Here is a 12,174-nt window from a genome sequence, read left to right as displayed (position 1 = left end):
TAATGTAAAACAAAACAAGCCGTATCTCCATCATGAAGATACGGCTTGAATATAAATCTTAACAGATTCAGGCGGTTAAGCGTGTCTTAATCAATCCGCTTAATTTACCCATATCAGCACGGCCAGCCACTTTAGGTTTAAGCCAGCCCATCACTTTGCCCATATCCTGCATACCTGCAGCCTGAGTTTCGGCAATGGCTTGCTCAAGCAGTGCATTAATTTCGTCGGCAGTCAGTGGTTGGGGCAAAAACGAAGTTAAAATCTCGATTTCAGCCAGCTCAACATCTTTCAAGTCATTACGTCCGGCTTGTTCAAATTGACTGGCAGCATCTTTGCGCTGTTTGACCATTTTGGTCAACAGGCTCAAGGTGTCACTGTCGGTCACTTCACGCCGCTCGTCGACTTCAATTTGCTTGACCTGTGCCAGCGCCATACGAATAGTACCCAAGCGCAACTTGTCTTTGGCGCGCATTGCGTCTTTCTGGGCATCTTTTAGCTGTTCAATCAAACTCATGGAATAACCTGGCAAACAAAAGGGCCTGATGGCCCCGTTGTGAGATAGTGGAGATTAGTACAATCTGATACGACGTGCGTTCTCGCGAGCCAACTTCTTCATATGACGTTTTTTGGCCGCTGCTTTTTTACGCTTACGTTCCCAAGTCGGTTTTTCAAAAAATTCGCGACGACGAACTTCTGATAATACACCGGCTTTTTCACATGAACGCTTAAAACGACGCAGGGCTACGTCAAATGGTTCGTTTTCTCTTACTTTAACGATTGGCATTAAAATCTCACCTCAAATATAGTCAAATGCTTTATTTCCAGACGCCATATTTTGTACGTCATGGTTAAAAATGGTGCGGAATTCTAATCATATCGACAACCTTTGTAAAGCCAAACTGCATTAAAAACTGTTGATCTGGGCGCATATTTCAAAAATTAGCCGATGAAAGCGGTCAAATCAGCCCAATTTGCCCTGAATAAGGTTATCCATAGAGAAACACTTCACTGTTTTAGTATAAACTACGCAACCTTGAAGTTTAATGACTGAATTTTGCTATGCGTGTATTAGGAATAGAGACATCCTGTGACGAAACCGGGATTGCCATTTATGATGATCAGCAAGGGCTGTTGGCCCATCAACTCTACAGCCAGGTAAAACTGCACGCCGATTATGGTGGCGTGGTGCCGGAACTGGCCTCCCGTGATCATGTTCGCAAAATCGTTCCACTGATAAAACAGGCATTAACTGACGCACAATGCACCGCGACCCAAATCGACGGTGTTGCTTTTACTCAAGGCCCGGGACTGGTCGGTGCTCTATTGGTTGGTGCTTCGGTAGGACGAAGTCTGGCTTACGCCTGGAATATTCCTGCCATCGGTGTACATCATATGGAAGGGCATTTACTGGCACCTATGCTTGAAGATAACGCACCTGAATTCCCTTTTGTGGCTTTGCTGGTATCTGGCGGTCATACCATGCTGGTTGAAGTAGGTGGTATTGGGCAGTACCAGATATTGGGCGAATCGGTGGATGATGCGGCTGGGGAGGCGTTTGATAAAACCGCCAAACTGCTAGGGCTGGATTATCCGGGTGGGCCATTGCTGGCTAAAATGGCTGAACAGGGCACGCCAGGACAATTTAAATTTCCCCGTCCGATGACTGACAGACCTGGGCTGGATTTCAGTTTTAGCGGATTAAAAACTTTTGCCGCCAATACTATTCGTGATCAAGATGACAGTCCTCAATCCAAAGCCGATATTGCTTATGCGTTTCAGGAGGCGGTGGTAGATACATTGGCGATTAAATGTCGCCGCGCACTGGAACAAACGGGTTTAAAACGTTTGGTGATTGCCGGAGGCGTAAGTGCAAATACGTCTTTACGGGAAAAGCTGGAAAAGGCCACGGCTAAAATGGGCGGTAAGGTATTTTATCCACGCTTGGAGTTTTGTACGGATAATGGCGCAATGATTGCGTTTGCCGGTTTACAGCGGCTAAAAGCAGGCCAGAAAACTGAGTTGAGTGCTAAAGCCAAACCACGCTGGTCATTGGATAGTCTGCCAGCAGTTTAACTTTATCTTTAGCGAGCTAAACAGGGCAAACTATTCGTTGGTTTTGCCCTTATCCCAGATTTTACCTTCTTCGCCTTTTAGCAAGCGTTTAATATTGTCTTTATGGCGGACAACGATCAGTACCGACAACATTGCCACCGGAATGGTGTATTGCGGTTTGATAAACCAGGTAAAAAGCGGTGCCAGTGATACAGTAATAATCGCGGATAACGATGAATAACCGGTAATAAACACGGTGACAAACCAGGTGCCAATCAACAGTCCGGATAAATCCAGCCCAATTGGCAACATCGCTCCTAATGCAGTCGCAACGCCTTTGCCACCTTTAAAACCGAAATACAGCGGATAAATATGTCCCAGACAGGCCGCTATACCGATAAAGCCGAGCATAACCGGTTCCAGCTTCAAAAAATAACCGGTCCAGACCGGAATCGTTCCCTTTAGCACGTCGGTTATCAGGGTTAATAGCGCCGGTATCCTGCCGCCTAGGCGGAATACATTGGTCGCCCCCGGATTGCCGGAGCCATGTTGCCTGGGATCGGGTAGACGAAATAACTGACAAATCAGCACGGCGCTGGAAATAGAGCCCGCCAGATAACCTATCGCTATCATTAATATAAATTGAGCCGTCATTTCAACCCGTTAATAAAAGAAGGTACACTTGGCAATCTATATAACATATCTGGAAACTAGAGTAACGGGTATAATCCCGGCCAGCGAAAATCAGTATATTACCGAGGTTATGATTGGACAGAATTATTATTGAAGGTTTGCAAGTCGAGTCATTGATTGGAGTCTACGACTGGGAGCGAACCGCCAAAACAGTGTTAGTGGTAGATGTGCAAATATGGGTAGAACTGGAACGTCCGGGGCAATCCGATCAGGTGGCTGATACCTTGGATTACGCCAAAATAGCGGAGTTGATCCAACAAGTTGCCAGTGACAGCCAGTTTCAGCTGTTGGAGGCACTGGCTGCTGCCATGATTAAACATATCTTTATGCAATTTAATTGTCATCAAATCGAACTAAAGTTGAGTAAACCGGACATTTTAGCTGATGCCCGCAATGTAGCAGTGATTTTAACAAGGAAGCGATCCTAGATGGCGCAAATTTATATCAGTCTGGGGAGCAATATTGAGCGTCATCAACATATTACTGCCGGGCTCGATGCTCTGGAGCAGGCATTTTCAACCATCCAAATTTCCTCCGTATACGAAAGTGAAGCCGTCGGTTTTGCTGGCAGCCACTTTTATAATCTGGTCGCCGCTGCGTCTACATCCATGAGTGCAGAACAGGTCGTTCAAGTGCTTAAACAAATTGAAGATAATAATGGTCGGGTGCGGGGTGGAAAGAAATTCTCGCCGCGAACGCTGGATCTGGATTTGTTGTTGTATGACGATCTTGTCTGTGAGCAACCGGTACAGTTACCACGCAATGAAATTCTGTTTAATGCCTTTGTACTGCTGCCGTTGGCAGAAATCGCAGCAGACAGTATTCACCCAATCAAACAGGTTAATTATGCCACGCTTTGGCAGCAATACGACAAGAGTCAGCAAAATTTGTGGCCGGTCGAGTTTAAATGGACGAGTAAATTATCATGACGTTAATTGAAATTATTGCTCTGGCGCTGATTCAGGGGGTGACCGAATTTTTACCCATATCCAGTTCCGGTCATCTGATTTTACCTTCAGTGTTGTTGGGCTGGCACAATCAGGGACTGGCCTTTGATGTGGCGGTGCATTTAGGTAGCTTGTTGGCGGTAATGATTTATTTCCGCGAAGATATTGTCAAAATGCTGATCGCCTGGTTTGGCTCTTTGGGTGGAAAAAATACCGATGATAGCAGGCTGGCCTGGTGGGTGATCGTCGCCACTATTCCGGCGGTAATTGCCGGATTCCTGGGCAAGGCGTTGGTGGAAAACTATGGTCGTTCGGCGCTGGTCATTGCCACTACCACTATTGTCTTCGGATTATTGCTTTGGTACGCCGACTATCGGGCCAAACAAAACAAGAATATTTATCAACTGAGTTGGAAGAGCGCGATATTTGTCGGTCTGATGCAGGCGGTGGCGTTGATACCTGGAACGTCCCGCTCAGGTATTACTATGACAGCCGGCTTAATGGTGGGACTGGATCGCGAAAGTGCCGCGCGTTTTTCATTTTTATTGTCTATCCCGACTATTTTAGGGGCCGGATTATTATTGTCGCTGGATCTGATCGAGAGTCAGTTACCGGTTGACTGGCAGGCGATGATTTATGGGGTGCTGTTGTCTTTTGTCAGTGCCTATTTGTGTATTAGTCTATTTTTAAGCTGGATTTCTCGTATAGGCATGCTGCCCTTTGTTATCTATCGACTGATTTTGGGCGCAGTATTGTTCATTTTTGTTTTTGTATAACCGGAGGATTTTATGAGTCAGGAAACGATTTTCAGCAAAATTATTAACCGCGAGATCCCGGCGGATATCCAGTATGAAGATGACAAGGCGCTGGCGTTTACCGATGTTAATCCGCAAGCACCGGTGCATTTACTGATTATTCCCAAAAAGCCGATTGCGACCATTAACGATATTGCCGAAGAGGATCGAGAGCTGGTAGGGCACCTATTCGTGGTGGCGGCAAAAATCGCGGCGCAAAAAGGGTTTGCCGATGAGGGGTATCGAGTTGTAATGAACTGCAACGATGATGGTGGACAAACGGTTTACCATCTGCATTTGCATCTGCTAGCGGGTAAAGCTTTTGGCTGGCCTCCTTATCAGGATCGAATCAAACGTGCGGAATAATACCCATTCTGTTAAGTCAATGTGCGCACCAACGTCCCGACTTTATGTCGGGATTTTTTTAGCCTGAATTTTGCAACGGTGTCTGTCTGGAAAAAGGCTGGGTAGCTGCTAGTATTTATTATTAACAGTCATTAGCAGTGTTGTTTTTAAACAGGTTTTTAGGGCGATTAGTAAGATATAAGTCATTGCGACCATGATGTTCTACTCTGTTTTGTTTTTAAGGGATCTGGTGGCTGGAAGCCATGTGTAGAGAATAATCAATGGAGAAACGCTGTTTATGGGGTCATATCATCAAATTTCCGGCTATAAATCTTTACTAAAGAATACATCCAGTCTGCATCAGTATTTCCAGCAACTTCTGCAATTCGCCGATATCGGCACACAGGGACGGCGCGCCTGGGATATGGTACTCAATAGAGACGACGTACCGGAGAGGGTGTTGGCCAGCGCCAATCTGGGTCTCGGAGAAAGTTACATGGACGGTGACTGGGACGTGAAACGGCTGGATGAATTTTTTTATCGTATTGCCCGTTATCGTTTGGGTGACAAAATCCAGCCAGCAAAGTTGTGGCCGCATTTACTGAAAAATTCGATATTTAATCGTCAAACTAAAAAACGGGCCTGGCAGGTAGGTGAGCAGCATTATGATCTGGGTAATGACTTTTACTCCGCGATGCTGGACGAGCGCTTGACCTATACTTGTGGATACTGGAAAAACGCCTCTACGTTAGATGAGGCGCAAGAAGCCAAACTCGATCTGGTTTGCCGTAAATTACAGTTACAACCTGGCATGCGGGTTTTGGACATTGGCTGTGGATGGGGCAGTTTTATGGCTTATGCGGCTGAGCATTACGGTGTCAGTTGTGTGGGCGTGACGATTTCAGCGGAACAGGTTGATTGGGCCAAACAGCGCTACCCGGATCTTGATTTAGAGTTCCGCCTACAGGACTATCGCGAAGTTAACGAGCGCTTTGATCGTATCGTCAGCATCGGCATGTTTGAACATGTTGGGCGCAAAAATTATCGACACTATATGAATGTAGCGCACCGTTGCCTAAAGGAAGACGGGTTGTTTTTGCTGCACACCATAGGCAAGAATCAGCGTAACAGTTATCCTGATCCCTGGATTGACAAGTATATCTTTCCCAATGGAGAGTTGCCTTCGGTGGGACAAATCGGTGATGCCGTGGACCAATTGTTTGTGGTTGAAGATCTGCATAACTTTGGTGCTGATTACGATAAGACTCTGATGGCCTGGCATTATAATTTTGAACAAGCCTGGCCTGAATTTGCGCAACAACTGGGTGAGCGTTTTTATCGCATGTGGCGTTACTATCTGTTGTCTTGTGCCGGAGCTTTTCGGGCGCGCGATATCCAGCTTTGGCAGTGGGTATTGTCTAAAGGCGGTGTGGAAGGAGGCTATGCCCGGGTGAGCTGAAACAGCGAATGGAAGGCGGATGTTGTATAAACAAGCCGCATTCATGCGGCTTGTTTATATTTAACCCGGTTTTTATAAGCCTAATACCTCTTTACCCTGGATAAAGGTCACGTCTACCGGAATATTAGCTTCGGCCAGCTTGGCCAGATCATCGGCTAATTGAGATTTAATAATACCTTTGTCAGCGACCAATTCGGCTACGCCCTGATAATCCCCGTCACCTTGCAGGGTCAGGATGAGTTTGGACAGTGCACTAACGGCTTCACCCATCTTGTCCATATTAACGCTGTAGAGTCCTTCCTGATTACGACTGAATGCACCATGCTCGGCAAAAAAGTTAAACCGGATCATATTGGCTTTACCGTGTGCACTACTGGCGCCAAAGCGTACCGAGCGGAAAATACCTGTCATAAAGGTAATATAATAGTCTTCCAGTACACCTTCATTGATGGCACCTTTTTCGAGTAACTTCGTGACCATATACAAGCCGAGAATATCCGCTTTGCCTTCCTCCAGAGCAGAGGCATGCTCCTTTAAGGCCTGACGAACTGTTGCAGAACCGTCTAGGGTATTCTTTATCCCCAAACCGTGAGCGACTTCGTGAAACATGGTGTTGGCAAAAAATGCGTCGAAGGTAATATGTTGCCGTTGTTCAGGCACGATAAGTTGCTCGGCTATGGGGACCAGAATATTTTCGAATTTGGCGCGCATGGCGTTTTTCAATTGTAGGCGGCGAGTGCCTTTTTGTAGCTGCACCTGCTCGTCATTGGGCAGGTTGATCGCGATGGTTTTACTACCGGCATTGGAATGTCCGGCGTAATAGATTACATCATAGGCATTTAAGTCCGCATCGGTCCCCGGTATTTCGGCTTTGTACTGCTGGTCTACCGGTAGACCTTGTTGCAGTTCTGGTAGATAGGCGGCAAATTTGGCCAGTTTTTCACTCCAGGATAAATCTTTCAGCAAGACATAGGCTTCATAAGCAGCGCGATAACCATACAGCTGATCTTCGTATGTTTCGATAGGACCGATCACCAGTTCAATCGGATTGGATTTCATGTCCATCCAGGCAAAATCTGAGGCTTGGAACTGATCGCTCTGCAATGCATCCGCACGCAGGTTCAAATAATCGGCAAAGCTCTTATTGTCAGCCAATTTCGACGCCTGACGTAACAAGTCTGCTGCCTGAGCCAACTCGGATTTGAATACATGAGAATAGGGAATACTGACTAACTTACCCTGTTCATTGCGTTTGATCACTGAATATAAACCGCGTTTGTCGCCAATGTCAGCTTGCTCAAATTGCGCTTTTGTCATGTCCGCTGGGTAAAGTGCTGCACCAAGGGGTTTTTCCTTAAAACCGTTCAGGAAAGGCGCATCGCCAGCCAGGCGATCCCAGGGGCCATAATTGATCTCGGCAAATGTTCGTACTTCCGGGTTAGCTATACGCGCTAAAAAGGTGTTTTTGTTCTGGTCAAAAGCCTGTTTCCAGAATAAGTCGTCCATGATTTTTGCGGCGTCGATTAACAGGGCCAACATCGCTTTCTGGTTGCTTGAATAAGGTGAAAGATCTGCTTCGAGTTTGACCGGATAGTAAATATCCAGTCGTGATTGCATGTTGTCGAGCAAGCTATAATCTTGGTCGGCTTTTTCAGAAGCCGTTTTTGTAGACGAATTTTGCGGTTGACTGCAGCCTGCTAAAATAAGCATAACCACACCAACAGCGAGTTTGCGAGAAGTCATAAAAATGTCCATTCAATTATTTATTGTTATAGTTTAAGGGTTATCAATACGAGTCTGTATAACAGCTATAGTGTAACTAATTTAAAATGGCGACCCAAGCTTGTGGATGCGTCCATTTGTGTAAAAATTAGATTGCATCAGACGCACATTTATAACAAGCTTCTCGGATACGTCATGTTTATCTTTTATATTCGTCTTTGCTGATTAAAATAAAACATAAACATGTACTAAAGCCGAAGTTTGCGCATTATCACATCAAAAGCAGCCATAAGAACATTAAACTAATTAATAGACCACGTTGGCTTTGGGATTAAAGGAAGGGGATTTGAACAAGATGTCTACTGAAAACGCGTTATTAACGATTCTTGTCGAGAAAATCAATAACGATACTTTGGTGTTGCCGACGTTACCGGCGATTGCATTAAAAGTAAGAAAAGCGGCTGATGATCCCGCCGTCAATTTGAATAAAATGGGTGACGTGATTGGCCAGGATCCGGCCCTAAGTGCCCGTATGATGAAGATAGCCAACAGCGCGTACCTTGGTCGCACAGTTAAAGTTGAAAACTTGCATCAAGCTGTGACGCGTATCGGTTTGCGCCAGATTAAAAATATCGCCACAGCATTGGCTATGGAGCAGCTGTTTGTATCCAAAAACCAGATTGTGGGTGAATATCTGGCTAAATTATGGGATCGCACCGTAGATGTTACCGCTAACGCTATGGCGGTGTACCAGATATATATCAGATACGGTAAAAATGTTAAAAATCTGAATGTTGACTCCCTGACGCTGGCGGCACTGGTGCATAACATTGGCGTGTTACCCATTTTAAGTGAAGCCGAGCGTCATCAGGATGTGTTTGCCAATCCCACTTTCTTAAATGTAGCAATACAGAAATTGGCAGGTCGTTTGGGCGCAACCATAATGCGTGAGTGGGGATTCAGTGAAGAAATGGTCCAGATCACAGAAAATTGGCGCAGCCTTAAATTCCAAACTGAGAAAATTGCCTATATTGACTTTATCCGCGTTGGCGCAGTGTTGTCCGGGGCCATATCCAGCCATAAAGACGCAGTGATGAACCTGTGTCAGAGCAAAGGTATTGTTGAAGATCTGAAACTACTGGATTCAGACGAGTTTAAAGACATTCGGGACGATGCCAAGGCCATATTCAAATAGGGTTTAATTTTATCCTGTCGCTAAAAAGCCCGCTTGATTATCATCAAACGGGCTTTTTATTGCATCAGATAAAGAATAAAAATGATGCAGAAAGCAGGTTTTACTGCTCGTCATCCAACGCAAATATCGTTCTTAACGCATTGGCGAAACGCACGGTTTCTCCGGCCATCAAGCTAAAATCAGCATCTATTCTGGCCAGTTGTTGATCTTTAGGAATATCATCATTTTGTTCACGCATGACATCACTGAATTTAACTCGTTTGATGGTGAGATCTTCCTGAATAATCGCCGTCAGTGTTTCATCCCATTCGATAGCCACTTTCATGACCAGTTTGCCAGCCTCCAGGTGAGATTGTATTTCTTCCGAGCCCAGATCTTGATTTTTGCAACGAACAATACCGCCTTCGTCTTCGGGCTGACGTAGTTCGGCTTCTTCCAGTAACACTATTCCGGCCGGTAAAGGTTCGTTAAGCCAACGTGTCAGCTCTGCGGATAAACTGCGACGGGCAAGGGGCACCACCGGCAGGGAACCTATGGCTTTACGCAGGTGGGCCAGAAAAAATTCCGCTTTGCCGTCGCTGGCGGCATCGATGACTACCAAACTATCTTTGATAGAGATAAAACCGTGAGTATAACTGTCTTTGGTAAAAGCTTGCGGGAGTAGGCGGTGAATAATCTCCTGCTTCAAATCCTGCTGGGCTTTCTTGCCGACCGGCGCGCCGGTTTCCGCCTCAATACTTGCCACTTTGTCTGCCAGTTGGGCGTTGATAACCGAGGCGGGTAACAAGCGTTCCTGTTTTTTCAGACTTAACCAGATATTACCGCCAGCAGTGTGACTTAGCGCATCTCCCTGGCGTAAGGGTTCACTCCAGCCTTGAGTGGCTAATTCCTGACTGCCGCAAGGGCGAAAGACGAACTCTTGCAGTTTGTCCTGCAGAAGTTGGTCATCCAGTTCAATAGGTTGGGTTAATTGATAAAACTTCAGGTTTTTAAACCACATTATGCGTTGTCCCGTTTTTGGATTGATTAGACCCAGACGATTATGGATAACCGTTTGGGTCAATCAAATAGATAGATAATATTGATTAATGGCTATTTGTCGCTGCTACGCAGCGGGAAAGTAATTTTATAGCTGAGTCCCTTGCCCGGAGCACTATTTGCCTTGATATTGCCTTTGAGTGCCTGGGTCACCAGATTATACATGATATGGGTGCCTAGTCCGCTTCCTCCTTTACCACGGGTGGTGGTAAAAAAGGCATCAAAGTGCTGATTGAGTACTTCCGGGGTCATTCCTTTACCGTTGTCACGATAATCAATTACCAGCTTCTTGGCTGATTTACTGACGTTGATATCGATTTGACCTGCTTCGATATTGTCGAAACCGTGGATAACCGAGTTCATAATCATATTGGTAAAAATCTGCGCCACGATACCCGGCGCACAAAATACTTCCAAATCATCGGGGCACTCAACATTGATAACATGTTGGGTTTTTTTCAAATTAGGTGCCAGCGACTGGATAATTTCTCCCAGATACTGTTTGACGTTAATAATCCGCTCAACTTCACTGGTTTGATCGACGGCAACCTGTTTAAAGCTGGCAATGAGTGAGGACGCCCGGTTCAGGTTGCTCATCAGTAGCGTGGTAGTTTGTTGTGATTCGACGATAAAGGAATTCATCGCCTTGGTGCTGAGCGATTTGGATTCATAAGCTGCCTGCAGGTTCTTCAGGCGCTCCTGCAAGAAGCTGGCGGCCGTCACTCCTATTCCCAGAGGTGTGTTTACATCATGGGCGATACCGGCAACCAGCCCGCCTAACGAGGCCATGCGCTCCGATTCCACCAACTGGTCTTTGGCAACATTCAGGTTTTCCACCGAGGTAGCCAGTTCGTCGTTGGACTTACGCAGTTCTGCGGCAATTTTACTTTTTTCGGTAATTTCCTGGCGCAGTTCCCGCTGGTTATTCAGTAGTTCGTCTTTCTGACGTTCGAGGTCGAGCATAATCTGGCTTAACGAAGCGGTTTTCTTGGCGACTTCCTGTTCCAGCGTCAGGTTTTGTTCATCCAGCCGTTTGTTGGCTTCACGCAACTCGCCTTGCGCTTCATTGAGTTTGTCCTGAGAATGAATAAGATCGTCAATCAGGTTGTTAAACGAGCGCTGCAATAGCATCAACTCGTTATCTTCTTTTGAATAAATATTAATCTTGGAACTTTCCAGATGATTGAGATCAAACTGGCTGATTTGTTCAGTGAGTTCCTGCAATGGGTCGGTGAGCATTTTCCTGAATGCATGCAGAAACAGGAAAATTAAGAAGGCGGTTTTAACAATTGAATTGCCGACCAGAAAAAACAGGCCCACTTCAATTCGGCTGACAATAATATCGAAACTGGAATATAGCGATACATCGCCAACTCTGGACGTGCGCCCGGAAAACTCGAAGATTAGCGGGAAGCTGTAACTGAACGTGCCATTGTCATGATCAAAAAACTGGCCGTTGGTGGCGAGCTTTTCTTGCTGCACGGTAGTCAACCCCAAATCAGCAATGACCTTACCGCTTTCATCGCGAATTTGTACTCCCTCAACAATAGGCAGTTCCATTAATCCCTGGGCGGAAGCAACAGCTTGCGGATAGTTGAGTTCCCATATGGCGCGGGTCAGTGAGCTACCAAAGGTATTTTTGAGGGTTTGCAATTCGTCCTGAATGTGGCTTTTAGCGTTTAAATATTCGGTAAATACCTGACCAACTGTGACTATAAAAGTAAGCAGGAAATAGACCGACAATACGCGGGTCAAAAGCTTTTTCGATAATGCAGTTTTGACCTTCGTCATCCTTTATCCATGTTATTTAACTGCTGCAATGGACTATAGGATAATTTCAAATCGCATGCTAAACAAGGGGCTTGGCAAACTTGTTGTTTTATGAAGATAAATAGCCATATTTTAGCAAGATAGTTATGGCTGGACGCT

The 12,174-nt window shown here is 45.7% G+C and carries 13 protein-coding genes; 7 read left to right on the top strand and 6 right to left on the bottom strand.

Annotation, left to right across the window (positions count from 1 at the left end):
- Positions 1–67 precede the first annotated feature (67 nt).
- Complete coding sequence (locus V1467_RS13570) at positions 68–514, bottom strand: GatB/YqeY domain-containing protein (RefSeq protein ID WP_416305513.1); 447 nt, start codon at positions 512–514, stop codon at positions 68–70.
- 54 nt (positions 515–568) lie between these two features.
- On the bottom strand, positions 569–784 hold the full coding sequence (rpsU, locus tag V1467_RS13565; protein ID WP_416305512.1) for a 30S ribosomal protein S21: 216 nt from the start codon (positions 782–784) through the stop codon (positions 569–571).
- 275 nt (positions 785–1,059) lie between these two features.
- Here rpsU and tsaD point away from each other — a divergent pair, with 275 nt between their 5' ends.
- Positions 1,060–2,073, top strand: a complete 1,014-nt coding sequence (tsaD, locus tag V1467_RS13560; RefSeq protein WP_416305511.1) for a tRNA (adenosine(37)-N6)-threonylcarbamoyltransferase complex transferase subunit TsaD — start codon at positions 1,060–1,062, stop codon at positions 2,071–2,073.
- Between the two features lie 30 nt (positions 2,074–2,103).
- On the opposite strand, the gene plsY is transcribed toward tsaD, so the two are convergent.
- The gene (gene plsY, locus V1467_RS13555) at positions 2,104–2,706 is read right to left on the bottom strand and encodes a glycerol-3-phosphate 1-O-acyltransferase PlsY (protein ID WP_416305510.1); all 603 of its coding nucleotides are present in this window, start codon (positions 2,704–2,706) and stop codon (positions 2,104–2,106) included.
- 113 nt (positions 2,707–2,819) lie between these two features.
- Between plsY and folB the strand changes: the two genes are divergently transcribed.
- The 5 genes from folB to cfa all read left to right on the top strand — a co-directional run bounded on the left by folB (position 2,820) and on the right by cfa (position 6,290).
- Positions 2,820–3,173, top strand: coding sequence for a dihydroneopterin aldolase (gene folB / locus V1467_RS13550; RefSeq protein WP_416305509.1), 354 nt, complete (start codon positions 2,820–2,822; stop codon positions 3,171–3,173).
- Positions 3,174–3,674 carry a 2-amino-4-hydroxy-6-hydroxymethyldihydropteridine diphosphokinase gene (folK, locus tag V1467_RS13545; RefSeq protein WP_416305508.1) on the top strand — a complete coding sequence of 167 codons (501 nt, stop codon included), beginning with the start codon at positions 3,174–3,176 and terminating at the stop codon, positions 3,672–3,674.
- Positions 3,671–4,468, top strand: coding sequence for an undecaprenyl-diphosphate phosphatase (locus tag V1467_RS13540; RefSeq protein WP_416305507.1), 798 nt, complete (start codon positions 3,671–3,673; stop codon positions 4,466–4,468). The genes folK and V1467_RS13540 overlap by 4 nt, the downstream gene beginning before the upstream one ends.
- 12 nt (positions 4,469–4,480) lie before the next feature.
- A complete protein-coding gene (locus V1467_RS13535; protein WP_416305506.1) occupies positions 4,481–4,852 on the top strand; it encodes a histidine triad nucleotide-binding protein in 372 nt (123 codons plus the stop codon).
- A 277-nt stretch (positions 4,853–5,129) separates the two neighbouring features.
- Entirely contained in the window at positions 5,130–6,290 is a 1,161-nt protein-coding gene (gene cfa / locus V1467_RS13530) for a cyclopropane fatty acyl phospholipid synthase (RefSeq protein WP_416305505.1), read from the top strand.
- A gap of 72 nt (positions 6,291–6,362) precedes the next feature.
- Here cfa and V1467_RS13525 read toward each other — a convergent pair whose 3' ends face one another.
- Positions 6,363–8,033: a dipeptidyl-peptidase 3 family protein gene (locus V1467_RS13525; RefSeq protein ID WP_416305504.1), complete on the bottom strand. Its 1,671-nt coding sequence runs from the start codon at positions 8,031–8,033 to the stop codon at positions 6,363–6,365.
- A gap of 334 nt (positions 8,034–8,367) precedes the next feature.
- On the opposite strand from V1467_RS13525, the gene V1467_RS13520 reads away from it, so the two are divergent.
- The gene (locus V1467_RS13520) at positions 8,368–9,207 is read left to right on the top strand and encodes an HDOD domain-containing protein (RefSeq protein ID WP_416305503.1); all 840 of its coding nucleotides are present in this window, start codon (positions 8,368–8,370) and stop codon (positions 9,205–9,207) included.
- Positions 9,208–9,307: 100 nt separating this feature from the next.
- Here V1467_RS13520 and rdgC read toward each other — a convergent pair whose 3' ends face one another.
- Both rdgC and V1467_RS13510 read right to left on the bottom strand, forming a co-directional pair.
- Positions 9,308–10,207: a recombination-associated protein RdgC gene (gene rdgC, locus V1467_RS13515; protein ID WP_416305502.1), complete on the bottom strand. Its 900-nt coding sequence runs from the start codon at positions 10,205–10,207 to the stop codon at positions 9,308–9,310.
- Positions 10,208–10,299: 92 nt separating this feature from the next.
- On the bottom strand, positions 10,300–12,036 hold the full coding sequence (locus V1467_RS13510) for an ATP-binding protein (protein ID WP_416305501.1): 1,737 nt from the start codon (positions 12,034–12,036) through the stop codon (positions 10,300–10,302).
- Between the last annotated feature and the right edge of the window lie 138 nt (positions 12,037–12,174).

This window comes from Neptunicella plasticusilytica (assembly GCF_047922965.1).
In the GTDB taxonomy this organism is placed as follows: domain Bacteria; phylum Pseudomonadota; class Gammaproteobacteria; order Enterobacterales; family Alteromonadaceae; genus Neptunicella; species Neptunicella plasticusilytica.
This window is presented reverse-complemented; position numbering and strand designations above follow the sequence as displayed.